This is a genomic window from Nocardioides sp., assembly GCF_041913365.1.
In the GTDB taxonomy this organism is placed as follows: Bacteria; Actinomycetota; Actinomycetes; order Propionibacteriales; family Nocardioidaceae; genus Nocardioides.
Window position 1 is genome coordinate 54,039 of the sequence record NZ_JAYSFM010000013.1, and the last position, 19,217, is coordinate 73,255.

Genomic DNA, 19,217 nt, shown 5'->3' on the forward strand with positions numbered 1-19,217 from the left:
TCACAGGCCGTACGGGTCCTTCGCCGGCAGCTCGAGCCAGAAGGACGAGCCCACACCCGCCGTCGAGGTGCCCTGCACCGCGCCGCCGTCGCGCTCGGCGATCGTGCGGGAGATGGACAGACCGAGCCCGCTGCCCTTCGACGTGCGGTCCGCGAAGCGCACGAACGGCTCGAAGACCCGGTGGAGCTGCTCGGGCGTGAGCCCGGGACCGTCGTCGCGGACGATGATCCGCACCATCTCCTGGCCGCTCTCGCCGAGCAGCGACTCCGCCGACAGGTGCACCGTCCCGCCCTCGGGGCGGTGGTAGGCGATGGCGTTGCCGACGAGGTTGGTGAGCACCTGGCGGACGGCGGCGGGGTGGGCCCAGGTCGTGATCGTCGGGTCGACCTCCGCCTCCACGGTCACGTTGGCGTTGCGCGAGGGCGCCCGGTGCCAGTGGACGACGTCGGCGACCGCGTCGGCGACCACGACGTCCTGCCGCTGGTCGTCGTGGGAGAAGGTGCGCCCGGCCCCGAGCAGGCTGTCCACGACCGAGACCAGCTGCTCGCAGGCGCGCAGGATGACCGGCCCGTCGGCCAGCAGCCCGGCGGACACCGGGTCCTGCGGGTTGCTGCTCGCGTCGTCCATGAGCACCTCGGTGTAGCCCATGATCGCGGCGAGCGGGGTGCGCAGCTCGTGGCCGACCGCGCCGAAGAAGTGCTGGTAGGCCAGCTGGGCCTCGCTGCCGGTCTCGATCGCCTCGGCGAGTGCTCGGCGGGAGGCCTCGAGCGAGAGGCGCGAGGTGAGGGCGGCGTTGAGGAGCCGGAAGTCACCGACCAGCACGTCGGGCCAGGTGCCGACGTCCTCGCTGCCCGCCGACAGGCTCCCGAACATCTCGCCCCGGGCGCTGTAGACGGAGCCCAGCAGGCTCCGCACGCCGACGCGCGTGAGCTCCTCGCGGTCCTGGTCCGCCTCGGGGGGCATCAGGTCGCGGTCGATCATGGCGGCCAGCCCGGCCCGCGCGACCTGGGAGACCCACGGCATGCTCAACGCGTGCTCGGGGCCCGCGCCGGCCGGGGGCAGGATGGTGGCCCGGGCTCCGGGGCGGACCCACTCGCGCACCCACGCGCGCCCGCCCAGCCGGGTCCAGCCGGTCTCGTCCTCGGGCCTGAAGCTGGTCAAGGCCGTGGCCACGACGTCGACCCGGGCGCTGGACAGCAGGAGGTCGGCCACCTTGGCGATCGAGTGGTCGATGCTGATCTCGCCCTCGAGGATCTCGCTCGCGAGCGTCGCTGCCTCGCTGGACATGGTCTCGGCGGCGGAGATGTGCTGCAAGGAGGGGTGGTCGATCATGGCACCGAACCTCCTTCAGACATTGGTGGTGAACCTGCACGCTAGCGGTGCCAGGCCCCGGCTCTGGTCGATTTTCACCTCGCGGGCCAGTCTCACCCGGTGTGCGATGGCCCACCCGGCGAGGTGGACGAGCACCGCCATGCCGAGGTTGCGGCCCGGGCAGGCGTGCGGGCCCGCCCCGAACGGCAGCCAGGCGCCGGGGCGGCGCGAGTCGTCACGCCAACGGTGCGGGTCGAAGCCCGGCAGGCCGTCGGCGTCCCCGGGGACCAGGTCGCCGAGACGGCCCAGCAGGAGAGGGCTGACCAGCACCACGGCTCCGGCCGGGACGCGCTGGCCGTCGAGGTCGACGTCGGTCGTGGTCAGCCGTGCGGTGATCCACGTCGGCGGGGTGAGGCGCAGGGTCTCCCAGGCGGCGTGCGCCGGGTCGACGTCGTACGTCTGGTGGCTGCCGAGCCACGCCAGCAGCCACGACCCGGCCGCGATCGGGACCTGGATGCCGGCGGCGAGCATGGTCGCCGCCTGCTGCGGGGTCCCCGGCAGGCCGTCGACCTGCGCGAGCGCGTCCTCGAGACCGTGACGTGCCTCGCGCTCGGCGCGGCGCGCCCGGCTCCAGCGGCGCGGCGGCCGGGCCGCGGAGATCACCGGGGCGAGCGCGTCGATCCAGGCGAGCACGCCGGCCGCGACGAGGTCGCGCTGGGCCTCGCTCGCCCCGCCCAGGAGCGCGTCGCACGTCGAGCGGGCCACGGGGCGACGGAGCAGCGCCATGGCGTCGTACGCCTCGCCGGGGGCGTCGCGGTCGTGGGCCGCGACCGCGTCGGGCCAGAGGTCGGCGAAGGTGGCGACGCCCCGCGCCACCTCGTCGGGGGTGAGGGGCGCGAAGGTCAGGTGGCCCGAGCGCGTCTCGCCGCGGCTCGCGGAGAGGTCGCCGCTGCGGCTGACGTCGCCGGGGAAGTCGAAGTGGACGACGTCGGTGAGGACCTGCCTGGCCTGCGCGGGCGTCGTGGTGAGCCACGGCCCGTGGCCGCCCAGGGCGACCACGCCGGAGCGGGGGGCCGAGAGGACAGCGCCGAGCCGGCCACCGGCCGACTCGACGCTGTCCACCTGCATCACTGGTGGTGCGTCATTTCTCGGGTGTCACGCGCCGTTCAGCGGCGGCCGGGGGCCGGACGCCACAGGTACAGGGACTGCAGCTGGTTGGCGGCGCGCTTGGACTCGATGTGGGTGCGGATGCGCTTCATCATGGTGTTTCTCTCCAGGGTTGGGGTTGGCGCACGTCAGGGAGACGCGCAGGGTGACACCACCCGAGGCCCGGACCCGGTAGAGCTTTCAGGGACGGATCAGGACCCCACGTCGCGCAGTGTCTCCTCGATCAAATCAGTCAATTGCTGAATGCGCAGCGGCTTCTGCATCACAGTTTCGACTCCGAGCTCTTGGAGGACCGCTCGGTGCTCGCCTGCCCACGCGCTGATCACGACCACCTTGGTGGTCGGAGCGACGTCCGCGTGCTCCCTCATCCACCGCACCACGTCGACGCCGTTCATGCGCGGCATGGTGAGGTCGAGCAGCATCACGTCGAAGGACTCCCGCTGGAGGATTTCCACGGCGTCCTGCCCGTCGACCGCCGTGGAGGCAGCATGACCCGCCCTCTCGACGAGGCGGCAGAAGACGTCGCGGATGTCCTCGTTGTCATCGACGACGAGGAAGCGCAACTGCCGAGACGCGGTGCCCACGGGGCAAGGCTAGTGAACTCCGGCCACGGGCGAGAGCCCATCTGGACAACTGACCAATTTTCCGTCACCGGTGCCACGCTTGCGGGTTGGGAGGGTGGCGCGGGCTGGCCCTATGCTGTACCCGCTCGGACCGGGCCCGTCCCGGACCGAGCTGGCCCCCATCGTCTAGCGGCCCAGGACCCCGCCCTTTCACGGCGGTAGCGCCGGTTCGAATCCGGTTGGGGGTGCGGCCCGGCCCCGAGGTTCGCCGCCGATTTGGTGGACTCCGACGGGCATGGGTTACAGTTCCACCCGCTTCACAAGAGCACCTGGCCCCGTAGCGCAGTTGGTTAGCGCGCCGCCCTGTCACGGCGGAGGCCGCGGGTTCGAGTCCCGTCGGGGTCGCCAACGCATGCAGAGATCAGGGAGAGCCGCCAGGCTCTCCCTGATCTGCATTTCCGCCCCCGGTGCCCGGTCCGCCTCTCGCCCCGGGCGGCCGCTTCGACCGCCTCCCTAGGCTGGCGGCATGCCGATCGACCTCGACCCCGACGCCTTCGACGCGATGGTGGACCGGGCCCTCGACGACCTTCCCGACGAGCTGGCGCGCCTGGTCGACAACGTCGTGGTCCTGGTGGAGCCCGAGGCCCCGGCCGACGACCCGGACCTGCTCGGGCTCTACGACGGTCTCGCGCTGACCGAGCGGCCCGCCAACCACGCCGGCGAGCTGCCGGACCGGATCCTGCTCTTCCGCGGGCCGCTCCTCGACATGGCCGACACCGTGGAGCAGCTGGAGGAGGAGGTCCGCATCACCGTGGTGCACGAGGTCGCCCACCACTTCGGGCTCGACGACGCCCGCCTCCACCAGCTCGGCTGGGGCTGAGGGGCGGGCTAGACCGCGGAGCCGAGCACCCAGCCGAGCGCGCAGGCGGCGACGGCCAGCACGGTCGTCGCCACGGCGTACGCCGTCGCGGTGCGGGCGGGACGGTCGACCGTCTGCACGGCGAAGGACGAGAAGGTCGTGAACGCCCCGCAGAACCCGGTGCCGAGCAGCGCCCAGCCGGCGTCACCGAGGGATAGGGCGGCGAACAGCCCGAGCAGCCCGGACCCGACCACGTTGACCAGCAGCGTCCCGGTCGGCCACCGCCCGTCGAGCAGGTGGGCGACGACGTAGCGCAGCGGGGCCCCGACGGCGGCGCCGGCCACGACCAGCAGGGCGGTCATCGCGTGCTCATCCGAGTGCCGCCTCGGGCTCGGGCCGCTGCGAGACGCGCCGCCCGGCCGCGGCGGCGCCGAGCCCCGCGGCCAGGGTGAGCGCGAGGTAGGCGCCCGCCACCGCGACGTGCCCGGCGCCGGCCAGCTCGCGGACCTGCCCGGCCCACGCCGACACCGTGGTGAACCCGCCCAGGAGGCCGGGTCCCAGGGTCGTCGCGACCCGACGCGAGCGGCGTACGACGGCGAGGGCGGGCAGCACGCCGAGGACGAACGCGCCGACGACGTTGATCGCCAGCGTCTGCCACGGGAACAGGTCGTGGGGCGCGGCCGTGTCGACGGCGTGGCGCAGGAGGGCCCCCGCGGCGCCACCCGCGGCGACGAGGAGCAGGTCGGTGCCGCGCAGGCGGGGCGCGCTCACCCGACCTGGCTGGAGGAGCGTGAGCCGTCGCCGGGGTGCGTCGTCCACGGGGTGGCCTGCGCGCCGTCGAGCTGGTGCACCAGCTCGCCCAGCAGCCAGTTCTGCAGCTCGCGCTGGCGGGGGGTGCGCGCGATCGAGAGCAGCCGCTCGGCCCGGCAGAACGCGTCGGCCACGTCGAACATCTCGGTCATCGTCACGAAGATCGGGGCGGCCTCGCGGACCATCGAGAAGGTCAGGTCGACCCGCGGGCGGCCGTCGCGCTCGGCGGCGCGCATCTGGGTGCGGTAGTCCTCGGGGAACTGGCGCTCGAAGCTGCTGAACATCGCGGTGAGGTCGCCCGCCAGCGGGTAGTCGGACTGGTGGGAGAGGGACAGCAGGCGCAGCTCGCGCCGGAGCTCGCTGTACTGCCGGTGCAGCGAGGTGTAGAGCGGGACGTCGACGCCGAGGAGCCGGACCTGCATGGCCGCCTCGCTGGTGGGCTCGGTGGTCTCGTCGTCGTGGTGGTCGATGACCCACTCGGCGCTGCCGTCGTCGCTCATCTGCGGCGCGGGCTCGAACCAGACGATCTTGCCGTCGTTCTCGATCGTGGCGCCCCACGCGATGGCGCACTGCGCGACCATCGCGAGCCCGCGCCCGAAGGTGAGGAGCAGGTCGAGGTCGTCGTCGCTGGCGGCCGGGACCGGCGGCACCGGCGGGCTGGTGGACCCGTCGGCCACCTCGATCCGCGGGTGGCTGGCGGTGCCGCGGACCCGCACCTTGAAGGGCGCGTTGGCGTGGATGATCGCGTTGGCCACGAGCTCGGAGACCCCCAGCTCGGCGCACTCCACGAGGTCGGCGCGCTCGAGCCGGTGGCAGATGTCGCCCACCCATCGCCGGGCATCGGCCGCGGCGCGCGGCGACGACGCCAGGGTCAGCTCGGAAGTCAGCGGCACTGGGACTCTTTTCGAGGATGTGGATAGTCCAGCGGGGCGTCACTACCCGGTCCGGCCTTGGCCGAAACCTGGTTGAGACTCTAACTTCTCAAGAGCGCCCGTGGCCCGTGTGAGCAACCAGACGCGTACGGCGTTTCGCGTCCGGCGGGTGCACAAGAGGACAATGGGTACACAGGAGATGGACCTACGACCCTAGGAGCTTCCATGGCCACGACGCAGGCGACCCGCCACAAGGTGGTCGTGATCGGATCGGGCTTCGGCGGCCTCTTCGGCACCAAGGCGCTGCGCCGGGCCGACGTGGACGTCACGGTCATCGCCAAGACGACCCACCACCTCTTCCAGCCCCTGCTCTACCAGGTCGCCACGGGCATCCTGAGCGAGGGCGAGATCGCCCCGCCGACCCGTGAGGTGCTCAGCGGCCAGGACAACGCGAAGGTGATCCTCGGCGAGGTCACCGGCATCGACCTCGAGGCCCGGACCGTCACCTCGCAGGTGCTCGGCCGCGACACCGTGACGTCGTACGACTCGTTGCTGGTCGCCGCCGGCGCGAGCCAGTCCTACTTCGGCAACGACCACTTCGCTGAGTTCGCCCCCGGCATGAAGAGCATCGACGACGCCCTCGAGCTGCGCGGGCGCATCTTCGGCGCCTTCGAGATGGCCGAGCTCGGCGCCACCCGTGGCGACGACGTCGACCACCTGCTGACCTTCGTCGTCGTGGGCGCCGGCCCGACCGGCGTGGAGATGGCCGGCCAGATCGCCGAGCTCGCCCACAACACCCTGCGCAAGGACTTCCGCGCGATCAACACCCGCCACGCCCGCGTCGTGCTGGTCGACGCGGCGCCGCAGGTGCTGCCGCCGTTCGGCGCCAAGCTGGGCGAGAAGGCCCAGAAGGAGCTCGAGAAGCTCGGCGTCGAGGTCATGCTCGGCGGCATGGTCACCGAGGTCGACGAGCGCGGCCTCGAGGTGAAGTTCAAGGACGGCCGCGTCGAGCGGATCAACTCCGTCGCCAAGATCTGGGCCGCCGGCGTGCAGGCCAACCCGCTGGGCAAGACCCTGTCGGAGCAGACCGGCGCGCCGCTCGACCGCGCCGGGCGGATCGCGGTCAACCCCGACCTCACGCTGCCCGGCCACCCCGAGGTCTTCGTCGTCGGCGACATGATCGCGCTCGACAACCTCCCCGGTGTCGCCCAGGTCGCCATCCAGGGCGCCAAGTACGCCGCCAAGGAGATCAGGAACCGCGTCGAGGGCAAGCAGCCCCAGGAGCCGTTCAAGTACTTCGACAAGGGCTCGATGGCGATCATCAGCCGCTTCCGCGCGGTCGCGATGGTCGGCAAGCTGCGCCTGAGCGGCGTCGTGGCCTGGCTGATGTGGCTCGGCGTGCACCTCGTCTACCTGACCGGCTTCAAGAACCAGGTCTCCGCGCTGATGCGGTGGGCCATCACGTTCATCAGCAACAACCGCTCGGAGCGCACCACGACCGAGCAGCAGATCTTCGCCCGCGCCGCGCTGGCGCGGCTGCGGCGCGGTGCCGCCGACCTGGTGTCCGACCCCGGCATCTACGACGCCACCCGGGCGATGGTCGAGGAGACCCGCCGCCAGGAGCTCGAGGCGGCAGCCGCGCGCGAGGCCGAGCTCACCGACTCCGGTGCGCGCGGGGTCCCGGCCGACCGCGTCGGCGGCGCCTGACGCCCTCCGGCCCAGCACCGACCGCCCCCGCGGATGCCCGCGGGGGCGGTCGAGCCGTTCCCGGGCGGTGGTCAGCGCAGCGGGTCGAAGGGCACGAGCTCGGGAGGCGTGGTCCCCGAGGCGATGCGCTGCGCGAGGAGCTTGCCCGTGAGCGGGCCCAGCGCGATGCCCCACATCCCGTGCCCGCCGGCGACGAAGACCGCCGGAGCGCGGGTCCGCCCGATGAGCGGCAGCCCGTCGGCCGTGCAGGGACGGGAGCCGACCCACTCGTCGCGCCGGTCGTCGAGGTCGACGCCGCCCAGCAGCGGTCGCGTGGCCTCGACGATCGCGCGGATCCGCCGCTGGTCGAGCGCGGCGTCGGGGGCACGGAACTCCATCATCCCGGCGACCCGCAGGCGCGGGCCGTCCGCGGTCGTGATCGGCGTGCAGGCCACTCGCTGCGCCGGGAAGTACACCGGCGTCTGCGGCAGCCGGTCGCCCGTGACGCTGAACGAGTAGCCGCGGCCCGCCTGCACCGGCTCGCGTACGCCGAGCTGGCGGGCCAGGTGCCCCACCCACGCGCCGTTGGCGAGCACGACGTGGTCGAAGCCGCTCGACTCGTGGTGCTGCTCGCGCGTCACGACGTACGCACCGCGGCTGGTCTCGCTGACCCGGTCGACCGTCGCGCCCTCGACCAGCCGGCCGCCGCGCGCGACGAACGACGCGGCGAGTGCGGCGAGGAACTGCGGCGGGTTCAGGTAGCGCTGGTCGTGCAGGAGCACCGCCGAGGCCACGCCCGTGGACAGCGACGGTTCGACCACGCGGGCCTCGACGCCGGTGAGGACGTCGTACTTCACGTCCTGGCCCGCGTCGCGGATCTGCTCCAGCTCGTGGACGAAGGGTGCCTCGTCCGCCAGCGAGCGGAAGGCGGCGACGAACGGGTGCGCCTCGTGGACGGCGGACTCGACGCCTCCGGCGGTGAGCTCGTCGAAGGCGGCGAGGGCACGACGGTTCATCGGCTCGTACGCTCGCATGCCGCGGCCCCAGCGGCGGGCGGTGCTGTTGCGGGCGAAGCCGGCGAGGAACCGGAACAGCCGCGGGTCCGGGCGCACCGGCAGGTAGACCGGTGACGACGGGCGGCCGACTGCCCGCACGCCGTAGCGCAGGACGGCCGGCTCGGGCAGGGGTGCGGTCAGGGCGGGGGTCAGCCAGCCGGCGTTGCCCCACGACGACCCGGCCGCGACGTGGTCGCGCTCGTAGACGGTGACGTGGAAGCCGTGCTCCTGCAGGAACCAGGCGGTCGAGAGGCCGACCATGCCGGCTCCGACGACGGCGACGCGCTGTGACATGGGATCACTTCCTTCGGGGTCGGGGTGGTCAGCGGACGCCGGGGTCGCACACGGTGCACACCGTCTGCCAGGGCTCGCGACCGAGCACCTTCGGCGGGATGTCGGTGCCGCAGCGCGAACAGGTCCCGTAGGTGCCGGCGCGGAGGCGGGCGCGGGCCTCGCGGACCTGGTCGACGTACCGCACGACGATCCGGCGGTGCGCCGCGGCGACGACGTTGCCGGCAGCCGGGGCGAGGGCGTCCAGCTGGGCCTGCCGGGCCTGCTCGATGCGGGCCAGGTGGTCGTCCAGCTCGACGAGGGTCGCCGGCAGGCCGTCCTCGAGCTGGGGCAGGGCCACGAGCCGGGCGCCGGGGCCGGCATCCCGGTCCGGCCGGCGCCGACCGTCGGGCTGCGGGGTCCTGGGCGTCGGTGATGCGGAGGGTGATGTGGGTGAAGCGGTGTGCAGGGGCATGGTGCCGTCCTCGAGCAGCGCCGCGCAGCCCGGTCAGGGGTGCGCGAAGGGGCGGGTGCCGCGACGCGTCGCACCCGGGAGCAGGTCAGCTCACCGGGTGGGCGGGGCGCGGTCGACGCTGCGACGCAGCACGTCGAGACCGCTGATGCCGCGGGCTTCCTCGCTCAGCTCGATCGCGAGCAGGGCGGCACCGGACGGCACGTGGGAGGGCAGGTGGCAGCGGTCGGCCGTCAGCGCCGTTCCGAGGTCCTGGTCCGTCTCCACGGCTCGGACCCTAGGCAAGGCCCGCGCACAAAGCCAGTCGGCGCCGCCGCCGTCACGGGCGGGCGGCGGGAGGCAGGCCCGCGGCGGGGGCCTCTGGTGCCCGGACCGGGTCCTCCGGCAGCTGCCTCACCTGCTCGCGGCACCAGTGGGAGACCTCGCGCGTGCCGGCCAGGACGTCGTCGCGGAACGACGCCCACGGCTCCCACACCGCGTCGGCGACCTCCTCGGGGTCTGGCCGCACCGCGTCGGGGTCGATCACGCGGGCGACGTAGACCGGGCACATCTCGTTCTCCACGACGCCGTCCTGCTCGGCGCGGTAGCGGAAGGCGGGCAGCAGCAGGCGGAGGTCCGCCACCTCGGCGCCGAGCTCCTGCCCGACCCGGCGGCGTACGGCCTGGTCGAGGGCCTCGCCGAGGGCGGGGTGGCCGCAGCACGCGTTCGTCCACACGCCGGGGAAGGTGCGCTTGTGCAGCGCCCGACGGGTCACGAGCACGCGGCCGGCGTCGTCGAAGAGGTAGCAGGAGAAGGCGAGGTGCAGCGGGGTGTGCGCGTGGTGCACCGACGCCTTGTCCTCGGTGCCGATCGCGCGGCCGTCCTCGTCGAGCAGCACGACGTGCTCCCGGGTCACGACGTCGGTGCTCATGCAGGACCTCCTCTGGTCGGGTGGCTGGACCGGTGTGACGTCACGGCGCGTCCGGCCGCGACCCCGAGGACCGCGACGAGCCAGCCGGCCAGCACGTCGACGACATAGTGCTCCCCGGTGTGGACGAGCGTCACCGCCATGGCGAGGGCGTACGCCACGAGCAGGAGCCGCGCGACGCGCGACACCGACGGCCAGAGGAAGAGCGCGACCAGGAGGGCGGCGCCCGCGTGGAGCGACGGCATCGCGGCCACCGGGTTGCTGCCGTCCTGCCCGAGCTCGGTGAGCCGGGCGACGACGTCGAGGTGCAGCCACTCCCACCCGAGGCCGGAGATGCGCGAGACGGCACCGATCGAGCCCTGCTGCGCAGCGAGCCACGGAGGGGCGGCGGGGTAGGCCAGGTAGCCCGCGATGCCCACGAGCGTCATCGTGAGGACCGCCGCCACCCACTCGCGGAAGCGGTCGCGCAGCCGGAACCACGCGACGGCGGTGAGCAGCGGGATCGAGACGAAGTGCGTGACGTAGACCAGCGCGGCCACGGCGTCGTACCAGTGCGGTGCGCCGTCGACGAGCCGGGCCTGCAGCCAGACGGTCGGCACGGTGCCGAAGATCGTCTCGTCCGCCCGCGCAGGGGCGAGCACGTGGAGCGGAGCGCCGAGCCGGTTGGTCGCGGCGCCGTCGCCGGTGCCCAGCGGTGCCGTGACCCACTGCGCCACCCAGTACGCCACCAGGATCGTGCTCAGGGGCGACCACGCGATGAGCAGCTGGGCCACCGGTCCGTGGCGCGTCTCCCGGTGGTCCGGGTCGTGGTCCTGGGCCAGCGGCCGCGCGCGGGGTCGCGCCTCGGCGGTCATCGCAGGCTCCGACGACGCTCGAGCCGCGCGAGCAGCGGCTGCGTGCGGAACCGGTTGTAGCGCTGGATGAGGACGAACGGCAGGTTGGCCAGCACCCCGTAGGCCACCAGGAGCGTCGCCGGCAGAGGTGGGTTCCACAGCAGGAAGAGCGGCGAGCACGCCATCGCCCACCAGTGCGCGAGCTCGGCGCGGCGGGTCTCGCGGACGAAGAGCGCGAGGCCGGCGGGGTCCCGCGCGGGCAGCTCGCGCTTGCTGACCCCACCGGCGAAGAGCGCCCCGGCCTCCGGCACGCGGTCCTTCCACCGGTGGATGCGCAGCACCCGCCGGTAGAACCGGCCACCCGCCTCGAAGGGCCGCGGGCGCAGCAGCCAGCCGTCCCGTGCCAGGCGTCGGTCGCCGAGCCGGTGCGCGGCGTAGCCCGTGCCGGCGTGGAAGACGCCCCAGGCGACGATGTCGGCGACGAGGGTGGCCCACACCGGCATCACGTAGCGCAGCATCAGGTGACCTCCCGCGCCGCGCGGTCGCCGCGCAGGTCGACCGACCGCCCACGCCACCGCACCGAGCGGCGTACGACGGTGAGCGCGGCGGAGCGCGCGAAGACGAGGTCGAACGCCAGCAGGGGCACGGGGAAGAGCGCCCACGTCCACCAGCGGAACGACCCGGCCAGGCGCAGCAGCCCGCGCAGCTGCCAGGACGTCGCCAGCCAGCCGAGAGCCCACAGGAGGGGGCTGCCCGTGGCGAGGTCGGAGCCCGCCACCGACAGCAGCGCCCCGACGGCCATGGCGTGGTGGGCGCAGACCCAGAGCACGGTCGCGAGCGAGGCACGCGGAGCGGCGGCTGCGGCGCCCGAGGCGATGTTCTTGGTCCAGCCGGCCAGCAGCTGGCGGAGCCCGCCGGGGTAGCTGCGCATCGACACGGCCTCGCCGCCGACCGCGCACGTCACGGGCAGGCCGGCCCGGTCGTAGGCCTGGGCGAGGCGTACGTCGTCGAGGATCTCGCGACGCACGACGGCGTGGCCGCCGACCGTCAGGTAGTCCTCGCGGGACGTCAGCAGGCACGGGCCGAAGGCCATCGGGCGGCTCGACGCCCCGCCGCTGAAGGCGTCGCTGGACATCAGGGCCACCACGTTGAAGTAGGCCGACAGCTGCTCGTAGGGCTCCACGATGCGGTGGTGTGGCTGCACCGAGACCAGGCCTCCGTGGTGCGCGTGCAGCGTGAGGAGGCCGGCGACGGCGTCGGGCGCCAGGACGGTGTCGGCGTCGAGGAACAGCAGGAGGTCGCCCGTGGCGGCGTCGGCGCCGACGTGGCAGGCCCAGGCCTTGCCCGTCCACCCGGCGGGCGGGGTGCCCGCACGCAGCACACGTGCGCCCCCGGCGAGCGCCACGGCTGCGGTGCGGTCGGTCGACCCGTCGTCCACCACGAGGACCTCGGCGACCGGCACGGTCGAGTCACGGAGCGCGGCCAGCAGCGCGGGCAGGGTCTGTTCCTCGTCGCGGGCCGGGACCACCACGGACACCGACCGGCCGGCACCTGCCGCCGGGCTCCCGGACGGCACGGTGCGGACGTGGCGGAGCAGGAGCACGGGGACGGCGGCGGCCAGCACCAGAGCCAGCACCAGCACCAGCGGGAGCACCTCAGCCACGGTGGTCCCCTCGGAGCCGGGTGACGAGCAGCGGCATCCCGCCCTCCGGGTGCACAGCCACCTGCGCCCGCGGCCGTGGCCGGCGCCAGCCGTCCGGGACCGCGACGCGGTGCGTCGCGAGCAGCCGGTCGAGCACCACGGCCATCTCGCCGATGGCGAACTCCCGGCCGATGCACAGCCGGGGTCCGAGGCCGAACGGCAGGTAGCCCGCACGCCCGGCGCCGGGGTCGAGGAACCGCTCGGGACGGAAGGCGAGCGGGTCGGGCCAGAGGTCCGGGCGACGGTGCACGACCCACGGGCTGATGATCGCCAGCGTGCCCTCGGGCACGTCGGCGCCGCCCAGGGTGTCCGGGCCGATCGAGCGGCGCGAGATCGCCCAGGCCGGCGGGTACAGCCGCAGCGCCTCGTCGATGACCGCGCGCGTCCACGGGACCCGGTCGCGGTGGTCGAGCATCGACACCGGCGCCGGGAGTCCGGCGAGCTCCGTCCGGGCCCGCTCCTGCGCCTCGGGGTGCTCGGCCAGCAGCATGAGCGTCCAGGTCAGCGCCGCGGCCACCGTCTCGTGGCCTGCGATCACCATGGTCACGAGCTCGTCGCGCACCTCGACGTCGGTGAGGCCACTGTCGAGCAGCAGGCCGAGGAGGTCGTCCCCGTACGCCGCACCGGAGCCCGCGCGGCCGTGCGCGCGCCGCTCCGCCACGAGCTGGGCGGTGATCCGGTCGAGACGCCGACGGGTGAGCCGCAGGCGGAGGTTGGTGGGGGTGGGCGCCCACTGCGCCGTGGGCAGGACCGATCGCCCGAGGCGGACGACCAGCTCGGCGGCGCTGCTCGTCGCGTCGAGCAGCTGCTGGGCGTGCCCGGAGAGGTCGGCGGAGAAGAGCGCGCGGCCCACGGCGTCGAGGCCGACGCGGTGGGTGAGCGCGGCGACGTCGACGACCCGGCTCGTGCCCGGCACGAGGTCGGCGAGCCCCGCCACCAGCGCGGTGTCGGCGGCCGCCCGCACCTGGTCGCTGACCGCCGCGAGCCGGTGGTGGTGGAAGGCGGGGGCCGCGGTGCGGCGGTGCTCGATCCAGCTGGGCTCGGCCGAGGCCAGCAGGCCCTGGCCGGTCACCCGCGACAAGGCGCCGTACTGCACCGTCTTCTTGCTCCACCCTCGGGCGTTCACCTGGAGGACGTGCCGCACCTCGTCGGGGTCGTTGACCAGCAGGGCCGGCGCTCCGGGGACCGGGAACGACACCCGGTCGCCGTACTGCGCCGTCACCCGCACCAGGAACGACAACGGGTCGTGGCGCACGGACCGGAAGGCGCGGGCCATGTCGGACGACGTCGGTCCGGGGACGCCGATGTCGGTGGGCTGCATCGCCTGCAGGCGGGTCGCGACGGTCATCGGGCGTCCTGCTCCCGGGACCGGCCCAGCCACGTCCAGGCCACGCACGACGTCAGCACGAGCCCGAAGCCGAACAGCAGGTCCTCGACCGGGGCGTAGAGGATGCGCCACTCGCCGAGCAGCACGACGCGCTCGTTGCCCAGGATGCTGCCGGGGTCGTACTGCACGATCCGCCGACCGGTCAGCCAGCCGTTGGTGAGGAGCTGGAAGAACACGATGATCGCGTAGGCCGACCACCAGTCGCGCGTGCTCGTCAGCCGGGTGCGCGCGACCCAGCGGTCGACGGCGATCGCGAGCGGAACGCCGAGCACGGCGAGGAGGGTGTACGTCATCGGTCCGCACCTCGCCGGCGGGCGACCCTGACCGCCTCGAACGTCAGCACCGAGACGACCGGGATCACCACGAAGAACCCGATCTCCTCCAGCGGCAGGCCGGCGATCCGCGGGGGCAGGGTCTGGTCGGCGTCGAACCACCAGTGACCGGCGTGGGTCGCGTAGAGGTCCCAGAGCAGGAACGGCGTCCCGCCCAGCAGGACGGCGACGGCGAGCCGGCCGGGCTGCCGCAGCACCGAGAGCCGGAAGGCGGGCACGAGCGGCAGGGTGCCGGCGAGGCAGAACGCCAGCATGGCGACGTAGCCCCAGTGGGGGAGGCTCATCCGCTCACCGGGAGGACCGATCGGTCGCCGCTGATGCGTTTGAGGACGAGCTCGGCACTGATCAGGCACATCGGCAGGCCCACCCCGGGCACCGTGCTGGCGCCGGCGTAGAGCAGGCCGTCGACCTTGGCCGAGGCGTTGCCCGGCCGGAGGAAGGCGCTCTGGCGCAGCGTGTGCTCGAGCCCGAGGGCGCCACCGCGCCAGGAGTGGTAGCGGGTGGCGAAGTCCTCGGGGCCGACCGTGTGCCGCACGCGGATGCGGTCGCGCAGGTCGGGGACGCCGGCCCACGTGGCGACCTGGTCGATCGCCGCGTCGGCGGCCCGCTCGACCGCCGCGGAGCCCTGGCCGTCGTCGCCGCCGTGCCCGATCGAGACGTCGGCCGGGACGGGCACGAGGACGAAGAGGTTCTCGCAGCCCTCCGGCGCCACGCTCGGGTCGGTCTCGGACGGCTTGCAGACGTAGATCGACGCCGGGTCCGGGACGCGGGCCTCGGCTCCGAAGATGTCGCCGAAGTTCGCGCCCCAGTCGCTGGTGAAGAACAGCGAGTGGTGGGACAGCTGCGGGAGCCGGCCGTCCACGCCGAGCATCGCCAGCACGGCGCCGGGTCCGGGCGAGCGATCCCGCCAGGCCGGCTCGGGGTGGGACTGCAGCTCGGGTGCGAGCAGCGCGGTCTCGAGGTGGTGCAGGTCAGCGGCGCCGACGACCGTGTCGGCGAGCAGCGTGCCGTGCTCGCCGCTGTCGGCGACCCACTCGACGCCCTGCACCTCGGCGCGCCCCCGACGGCCGCGACGGGTGAGGACGCGGGTGACCTCGGTGCCCGTGTGCAGCCGGGCGCCGTGCTTCTCGGCGAGCATGGCGATCACCTCGATGAGCCGGGTGAAGCCGCCCATCGGGTAGAGCACCCGGTCGCCGAGGTCGAGGTGGCTCATCAGGTGGTACATGCTCGGCGCGCGGCTCGGCGACGAGCCCAGGAACACCGCCGGGTAGCCCAGCACCTGCCGGATCCGCGGGTCGCTGAACCGGGCGGCGACGTGGCTCTCCAGCGACCGGGTCAGCAGCCGGCCCAGCGTCGGCGTCCGGCGTACGACGTCGGGGTGGAGGAAGGCCGCGGGGGAGTCGAAGCTGCTGTAGAGGAAGCGGCGCAGCGCCATGTCGTAGGTCCGCCGTGCCGACGCGAGGTAGTCGTCGAAGCCGCGACCGGCGCCGGGCTCGAGCGACTCGAAGAGGGCACGGTTGTGCGCCCGGTCGGGGCGTACGTCGACGGGGTCCGGGTCGTCCTGGAAGAAGACCCGGTAGCTCGGGTCGAGCTCGACGAGCTGGAGCTCGGCCTCGGCAGAGGTGCCGAGCAGCTCGAAGAAGTGGTCGAAGACCTCGGGCATGAGGTACCACGAGGCCCCGGTGTCGAAGCGGAAGCCGTCGCGCTCGACGCTGCCGACGCGACCGCCGAGGTCGTCGTTCTTCTCGACGAGGTCGACGGAGTGCCCGCGCGAGGCGAGCAGCGCGGCGGTGGCGAGACCGGCGATCCCGCCGCCGATGACCACGACCTTCCGTGGCTCGTCGGCGGTGGCGCCGGCGCGCGGGACGAGTCCCGGGGGGAGGAGTTGTCTCACGCGCGACCTCCGTAGAGCGCTCCGGCGGCGATGCGCAGCTTGACCGGACCCGGCACGCGGACGCGGGCGCGGCGGATCTCGGGGGCCGGGGTGTCGCGGAGCCGGCCGGCGAGCTCGGCGAACGTGGCGTGCGCGGCCGCGACCGCGCGGCGGCTGCTCGCCGGCAGGTCGGGCACCACGGCGTTCGCGGCGGCCAGGTCGGCGTCGATGTCGTCGAGGATCCGGTTGCGGTCGGCGTCGCAGAACCGTTCGACGTCGAGCCCGGGGAAGTAGCCGCGGTGCAGCACGTCATGGTCCTCGGCCAGGTCGCGCAGGAAGTTCAGCTTCTGGAAGGCGGCGCCCAGCCGCTGGGCACCGGGGGCCAGCACGTCGTAGGCGGCGCTGCGGTCGGCGGGTCCGTCGGGCGCGGCCAGGAAGGCGCGCAGGCACATCAGCCCGACCACCTCGGCCGAGCCGTAGATGTAGCGCTCGAAGCTCTCCGGGGTGTGCTCCCAGGTGTCGAGGTCCATCCGCATGGAGGCGAAGAACGGGGCGACCAGCTCGTCCTCGATGCCCACCGCGACCGCCGTACGCGCGAAGGCGTGCACGACGAGGTTGCCGCTGTAGCCGGTGTCGAGCGCGTGGCGGACGTCCTGGTGCAGCCAGGTCAGCATCCGCTCGCGGGACTCGGCGGCCAGCGACGGGTCGGGGTTGTCGACGATCTCGTCGGCGACGCGCACGAGCGCGTAGACGTTGCGGACCTGGGTGCGCACGGGCTCGGCGAGCAGCCGGGACGCGAGGCCGAAGGAGCTGGAGTACTCGCGGATGATGAGTGCGGAGCTGCCCTCGGAGACGGTGTCGTAGAGGTCGCGCGGTGCGGCCCTGCGCAGGAAGAGGTTCATGCCGCGACCTCCTCGCCCGTGGCGACCGCGGGTGGCGGTGCGACCACCGAGTCGAGGAGCGCGGGAGCGATGCCCAGCTCGTCGAGGACGGTGCGGGCCGTGGTCAGGTGCTGCTCTGCCAGGTCCTCCACGAAGTCGCGGGACCCGCAGCCGGTGAGCAGCCGCCGGACCTCGGTGAGCTCCTCCTCGTCGAGCTCGCGTCCGACGTGAGGTGCGATCCGGTTCCACTCGGTCGTCGACCCGGCGTGCACGAGCAGCGGCGTCTGCTTGCCGGTGCGCAGGTCGTTGGTGGCGCTCTTGCCCGAGTGCCGCGGGTCGCCGAAGACCCCGATCAGGTCGTCCGCGAGCTGGAAGGCGACGCCGAGGGCACGCCCGGCCTCGCCGAGGCGTCCGACGACGCCGTCGTCGGCGCCGGCGAGGACCGCGCCCGCCTGGAGGGGCAGGGCGAACGAGTAGGCGCTGGTCTTCTGCTCCTCCATCAGCAGGCTCTCGTCGAGCGTCGCGGGGACCGCCCCGAGCGAGAGGCGTACGTCGGCGAGCTCGCCGGCCGCGGTGGTGTGGAGCGCGGCGTCGAACAGGTCGAGCAACCGGTCCACGACGGGCGGGGGAGCACCGCAGGTGGCGACCGTCCGGATGGTCGCGGCGAGGGCGAGGTCGCCGGCGAGGATCGCCGCGGTCCGGCCGTAGTCGGCCGCCGGCTCCGGCGCCACGCCCGTGGCGAGGGCCGCGTCGCGGAAGGTGCCGCTGACGTTGGGGCGTCCGCGCCTGACGTGGTCGCCGTCGATGACGTCGTCGTGGATCACGAACGCCGTGTGCATCAGCTCGACCGCTGCGCCCACCTCGGCCGCCGCTGCGTGGAGCGTCCCGCCGAGGGCGCCGTGCGCCGCGACGAGGAGGGCCGGGCGGAACCGCTTGCCCCCCTCGGCGGCGCTGATGAGCGCGTCCCAGAGCAGCGCATGGTCGGGGTCGGTGGCGATGGCTCGCGTGCGTCCTGACTCCAGCAGCCGAGCCAGTGCCTCGTCGGTCGAGAATGAGGTCATCCGGTCCTCCCCGTTCCTCGTCATGAGGGACAATCTATGCAAGACTTCGAATTATATCTAGGCAACGTGAGGAGATTTCACGATGCAGTCGACGCCCTCCCCGTTGACCATCGGCGACCTGGCCGCCCGCACTGGGGTACCCATTGCCACGATCCGTAGCTGGGAATCGCGCTACGGGTTTCCCTCGCCGTCGCGCGCAGGCGGCGGTCACCGCCGGTACGCCGAGGGCGACGTGGCCGCTGTCGAGGAGGTGCTCGCGCACCGCCGGGCCGGGCTCTCGCTCGAGGCGGCGGTGCGCCGCGCGACCACGACCCCGGTCCGGCCCCGCTCGGTCTTCGCCGAGGTGCGCCGCCACCACCCCGAGCTCGCGCCCCGCGTGCTCTCCAAGACCACCCTCGGGGCGCTGAGCCACGCCATCGAGGACGAGTGCTGCGCGCGCGCCGCCGTGCCCCTGCTCTTCGGCGGCTTCCAGCGCGAGGAGTTCCTGCGCCACTCCCAGGCGCGCTGGTCCGAGCTCGCCCGGACCGCTCGCGCCGCCGTGACCTTCGCGCACTCCGCCTCGCCGGCGCCCGTGACCGGCGGGGTGCTGACCGAGGTCCGGCTGCCCGACGACGCCGCCCTCAACCGCGAGTGGTTCGTCGTGTGCGACGCCACCGACCTGCCCGCCTTCCTCGCCGCCGTCGAGCTGCCGCGGGAGCGGCCGGTCCCCGATGCGCAGCGGGAGTTCGAGGCGCTCTGGTCGGTCGACCCACAAGTCGTGCGCGTCGCCAGCCGAGCGGCCGCGGCCATCGCCGATGACTACCGCCCCGACTGGCGCCCCGACGGCAGAGCCGTGACCGAGGCCGACGACGCGGCCCCCGCGTCCAGCGACCTCGCCCGGGCGTCCGCCCTCTTCGACCGGATGCTGGGCTACGTCGAGGCGACCCGGCGATGACCCGGGCTCGGTAGGCCTCCAGGGACTCGAACCCTGAACGAACAGATTAAAAGTCTGCTGCTCTGCCAATTGAGCTAGAGGCCCGCGGCGGGCCTGGCGACCCGCGCTCACCGCCCATCCTTCCAGAGACGGGTCGGGGCCCCCGGTCCCGGGGGGCGCCGGGGGGCGCGCGGGGCGGGGGGGGAGGGGCCCCCCGGTGGAGGGGGGGGGGGGGGGGGGGTGTGGACAAAACCCGGGGGGGG

At 73.8% G+C, this 19,217-nt stretch carries 22 protein-coding genes and 3 tRNA genes; 5 read left to right on the forward strand and 20 right to left on the reverse strand.

Annotated features, from left to right (window positions below):
* The 3 genes from ACE3QY_RS20075 to ACE3QY_RS20085 form a co-directional block, all read right to left on the reverse strand.
* Entirely contained in the window at positions 1–1,332 is a 1,332-nt protein-coding gene (locus tag ACE3QY_RS20075) for a sensor histidine kinase (protein ID WP_374457830.1), read from the reverse strand.
* A 15-nt stretch (positions 1,333–1,347) separates the two neighbouring features.
* Complete coding sequence (locus ACE3QY_RS20080; protein WP_374457853.1) at positions 1,348–2,439, reverse strand: cytochrome P450; 1,092 nt, start codon at positions 2,437–2,439, stop codon at positions 1,348–1,350.
* 230 nt (positions 2,440–2,669) lie between these two features.
* Entirely contained in the window at positions 2,670–3,062 is a 393-nt protein-coding gene (locus ACE3QY_RS20085) for a response regulator (protein ID WP_374457831.1), read from the reverse strand.
* A 154-nt stretch (positions 3,063–3,216) separates the two neighbouring features.
* Between ACE3QY_RS20085 and ACE3QY_RS20090 the strand changes: the two genes are divergently transcribed.
* The 3 genes from ACE3QY_RS20090 to ACE3QY_RS20100 all read left to right on the forward strand — a co-directional run bounded on the left by ACE3QY_RS20090 (position 3,217) and on the right by ACE3QY_RS20100 (position 3,921).
* Positions 3,217–3,289, forward strand: a tRNA-Glu gene (locus ACE3QY_RS20090).
* Positions 3,290–3,372: 83 nt separating this feature from the next.
* Positions 3,373–3,449: transfer RNA gene (locus ACE3QY_RS20095), tRNA-Asp, on the forward strand.
* Between the two features lie 118 nt (positions 3,450–3,567).
* Positions 3,568–3,921 (forward strand): metallopeptidase family protein, encoded by a 354-nt coding sequence (locus tag ACE3QY_RS20100; RefSeq protein WP_374457832.1) that lies wholly within the window; start codon positions 3,568–3,570, stop codon positions 3,919–3,921.
* An 8-nt stretch (positions 3,922–3,929) separates the two neighbouring features.
* On the opposite strand, the gene ACE3QY_RS20105 is transcribed toward ACE3QY_RS20100, so the two are convergent.
* From ACE3QY_RS20105 to ACE3QY_RS20115, 3 genes are read right to left on the reverse strand one after another with little or no spacing between them, the layout of a single operon-like run.
* Positions 3,930–4,262 carry a CrcB family protein gene (locus ACE3QY_RS20105; protein WP_374457833.1) on the reverse strand — a complete coding sequence of 111 codons (333 nt, stop codon included), beginning with the start codon at positions 4,260–4,262 and terminating at the stop codon, positions 3,930–3,932.
* A gap of 7 nt (positions 4,263–4,269) precedes the next feature.
* Positions 4,270–4,671, reverse strand: a complete 402-nt coding sequence (locus tag ACE3QY_RS20110) for a CrcB family protein (RefSeq protein WP_374457834.1) — start codon at positions 4,669–4,671, stop codon at positions 4,270–4,272.
* Positions 4,668–5,603: an ATP-binding protein gene (locus tag ACE3QY_RS20115; RefSeq protein WP_374457835.1), complete on the reverse strand. Its 936-nt coding sequence runs from the start codon at positions 5,601–5,603 to the stop codon at positions 4,668–4,670. The genes ACE3QY_RS20110 and ACE3QY_RS20115 overlap by 4 nt, the downstream gene beginning before the upstream one ends.
* Before the next feature lie 204 nt (positions 5,604–5,807).
* On the opposite strand from ACE3QY_RS20115, the gene ACE3QY_RS20120 reads away from it, so the two are divergent.
* Positions 5,808–7,289: an NAD(P)/FAD-dependent oxidoreductase gene (locus ACE3QY_RS20120; protein ID WP_374457836.1), complete on the forward strand. Its 1,482-nt coding sequence runs from the start codon at positions 5,808–5,810 to the stop codon at positions 7,287–7,289.
* Positions 7,290–7,360: 71 nt separating this feature from the next.
* Here the strand turns inward: ACE3QY_RS20120 and ACE3QY_RS20125 are convergent, their stop codons facing one another.
* The 13 genes from ACE3QY_RS20125 to ACE3QY_RS20185 all read right to left on the reverse strand — a co-directional run bounded on the left by ACE3QY_RS20125 (position 7,361) and on the right by ACE3QY_RS20185 (position 18,065).
* Positions 7,361–8,617: an NAD(P)/FAD-dependent oxidoreductase gene (locus tag ACE3QY_RS20125; RefSeq protein WP_374457837.1), complete on the reverse strand. Its 1,257-nt coding sequence runs from the start codon at positions 8,615–8,617 to the stop codon at positions 7,361–7,363.
* Positions 8,618–8,645: 28 nt separating this feature from the next.
* Positions 8,646–9,068: a hypothetical protein gene (locus ACE3QY_RS20130; RefSeq protein WP_374457838.1), complete on the reverse strand. Its 423-nt coding sequence runs from the start codon at positions 9,066–9,068 to the stop codon at positions 8,646–8,648.
* 90 nt (positions 9,069–9,158) lie between these two features.
* Positions 9,159–9,332, reverse strand: coding sequence for a hypothetical protein (locus ACE3QY_RS20135; protein WP_374457839.1), 174 nt, complete (start codon positions 9,330–9,332; stop codon positions 9,159–9,161).
* 52 nt (positions 9,333–9,384) lie between these two features.
* Entirely contained in the window at positions 9,385–9,975 is a 591-nt protein-coding gene (gene idi, locus ACE3QY_RS20140) for an isopentenyl-diphosphate Delta-isomerase (protein WP_374457840.1), read from the reverse strand.
* Positions 9,972–10,826, reverse strand: coding sequence for a phosphatase PAP2 family protein (locus ACE3QY_RS20145; protein ID WP_374457841.1), 855 nt, complete (start codon positions 10,824–10,826; stop codon positions 9,972–9,974). Before ACE3QY_RS20145 ends, idi begins: the two co-directional genes overlap by 4 nt.
* Entirely contained in the window at positions 10,823–11,323 is a 501-nt protein-coding gene (locus ACE3QY_RS20150; RefSeq protein ID WP_374457842.1) for a hypothetical protein, read from the reverse strand. The genes ACE3QY_RS20145 and ACE3QY_RS20150 overlap by 4 nt, the downstream gene beginning before the upstream one ends.
* Entirely contained in the window at positions 11,323–12,468 is a 1,146-nt protein-coding gene (locus ACE3QY_RS20155; RefSeq protein WP_374457843.1) for a glycosyltransferase family 2 protein, read from the reverse strand. The genes ACE3QY_RS20150 and ACE3QY_RS20155 overlap by 1 nt, the downstream gene beginning before the upstream one ends.
* Entirely contained in the window at positions 12,461–13,855 is a 1,395-nt protein-coding gene (locus ACE3QY_RS20160) for a cytochrome P450 (RefSeq protein ID WP_374457844.1), read from the reverse strand. Before ACE3QY_RS20160 ends, ACE3QY_RS20155 begins: the two co-directional genes overlap by 8 nt.
* Entirely contained in the window at positions 13,852–14,187 is a 336-nt protein-coding gene (locus tag ACE3QY_RS20165; protein ID WP_374457845.1) for a lycopene cyclase domain-containing protein, read from the reverse strand. Before ACE3QY_RS20165 ends, ACE3QY_RS20160 begins: the two co-directional genes overlap by 4 nt.
* Complete coding sequence (locus tag ACE3QY_RS20170) at positions 14,184–14,510, reverse strand: lycopene cyclase domain-containing protein (protein ID WP_374457846.1); 327 nt, start codon at positions 14,508–14,510, stop codon at positions 14,184–14,186. Before ACE3QY_RS20170 ends, ACE3QY_RS20165 begins: the two co-directional genes overlap by 4 nt.
* A complete protein-coding gene (gene crtI, locus ACE3QY_RS20175) occupies positions 14,507–16,120 on the reverse strand; it encodes a phytoene desaturase family protein (protein WP_374457847.1) in 1,614 nt (537 codons plus the stop codon). The genes ACE3QY_RS20170 and crtI overlap by 4 nt, the downstream gene beginning before the upstream one ends.
* A complete protein-coding gene (locus ACE3QY_RS20180) occupies positions 16,117–17,001 on the reverse strand; it encodes a phytoene/squalene synthase family protein (protein WP_374457848.1) in 885 nt (294 codons plus the stop codon). Before ACE3QY_RS20180 ends, crtI begins: the two co-directional genes overlap by 4 nt.
* A complete protein-coding gene (locus ACE3QY_RS20185) occupies positions 16,998–18,065 on the reverse strand; it encodes a polyprenyl synthetase family protein (protein WP_374457849.1) in 1,068 nt (355 codons plus the stop codon). Before ACE3QY_RS20185 ends, ACE3QY_RS20180 begins: the two co-directional genes overlap by 4 nt.
* A 58-nt stretch (positions 18,066–18,123) precedes the next feature.
* Here ACE3QY_RS20185 and ACE3QY_RS20190 point away from each other — a divergent pair, with 58 nt between their 5' ends.
* On the forward strand, positions 18,124–18,975 hold the full coding sequence (locus ACE3QY_RS20190; protein WP_374457850.1) for a DICT sensory domain-containing protein: 852 nt from the start codon (positions 18,124–18,126) through the stop codon (positions 18,973–18,975).
* 11 nt (positions 18,976–18,986) lie between these two features.
* Here ACE3QY_RS20190 and ACE3QY_RS20195 read toward each other — a convergent pair.
* Positions 18,987–19,059 (reverse strand) — tRNA-Lys (locus ACE3QY_RS20195).
* Between the last annotated feature and the right edge of the window lie 158 nt (positions 19,060–19,217).

What these genes read in the sequence shown, in the direction of transcription:
- ACE3QY_RS20075 (WP_374457830.1), bottom strand. Translation starts at nt 1,332, where the DNA reads ATGATCGACCACCCCTCCTTGCAGCACATCTCCGCCGCCGAGACCATG.
- ACE3QY_RS20080 (WP_374457853.1), bottom strand. Translation starts at nt 2,439, where the DNA reads ATGCAGGTGGACAGCGTCGAGTCGGCCGGTGGCCGGCTCGGCGCTGTC.
- ACE3QY_RS20100 (WP_374457832.1), top strand. Translation starts at nt 3,568, where the DNA reads ATGCCGATCGACCTCGACCCCGACGCCTTCGACGCGATGGTGGACCGG.
- ACE3QY_RS20105 (WP_374457833.1), bottom strand. Translation starts at nt 4,262, where the DNA reads ATGACCGCCCTGCTGGTCGTGGCCGGCGCCGCCGTCGGGGCCCCGCTG.
- ACE3QY_RS20120 (WP_374457836.1), top strand. Translation starts at nt 5,808, where the DNA reads ATGGCCACGACGCAGGCGACCCGCCACAAGGTGGTCGTGATCGGATCG.
- ACE3QY_RS20125 (WP_374457837.1), bottom strand. Translation starts at nt 8,617, where the DNA reads ATGTCACAGCGCGTCGCCGTCGTCGGAGCCGGCATGGTCGGCCTCTCG.
- ACE3QY_RS20130 (WP_374457838.1), bottom strand. Translation starts at nt 9,068, where the DNA reads ATGCCCCTGCACACCGCTTCACCCACATCACCCTCCGCATCACCGACG.
- idi (WP_374457840.1), bottom strand. Translation starts at nt 9,975, where the DNA reads ATGAGCACCGACGTCGTGACCCGGGAGCACGTCGTGCTGCTCGACGAG.
- ACE3QY_RS20145 (WP_374457841.1), bottom strand. Translation starts at nt 10,826, where the DNA reads ATGACCGCCGAGGCGCGACCCCGCGCGCGGCCGCTGGCCCAGGACCAC.
- ACE3QY_RS20150 (WP_374457842.1), bottom strand. Translation starts at nt 11,323, where the DNA reads ATGCTGCGCTACGTGATGCCGGTGTGGGCCACCCTCGTCGCCGACATC.
- ACE3QY_RS20160 (WP_374457844.1), bottom strand. Translation starts at nt 13,855, where the DNA reads ATGACCGTCGCGACCCGCCTGCAGGCGATGCAGCCCACCGACATCGGC.
- ACE3QY_RS20165 (WP_374457845.1), bottom strand. Translation starts at nt 14,187, where the DNA reads ATGACGTACACCCTCCTCGCCGTGCTCGGCGTTCCGCTCGCGATCGCC.
- ACE3QY_RS20170 (WP_374457846.1), bottom strand. Translation starts at nt 14,510, where the DNA reads ATGAGCCTCCCCCACTGGGGCTACGTCGCCATGCTGGCGTTCTGCCTC.
- ACE3QY_RS20180 (WP_374457848.1), bottom strand. Translation starts at nt 17,001, where the DNA reads ATGAACCTCTTCCTGCGCAGGGCCGCACCGCGCGACCTCTACGACACC.
- ACE3QY_RS20185 (WP_374457849.1), bottom strand. Translation starts at nt 18,065, where the DNA reads ATGACGAGGAACGGGGAGGACCGGATGACCTCATTCTCGACCGACGAG.
- ACE3QY_RS20190 (WP_374457850.1), top strand. Translation starts at nt 18,124, where the DNA reads ATGCAGTCGACGCCCTCCCCGTTGACCATCGGCGACCTGGCCGCCCGC.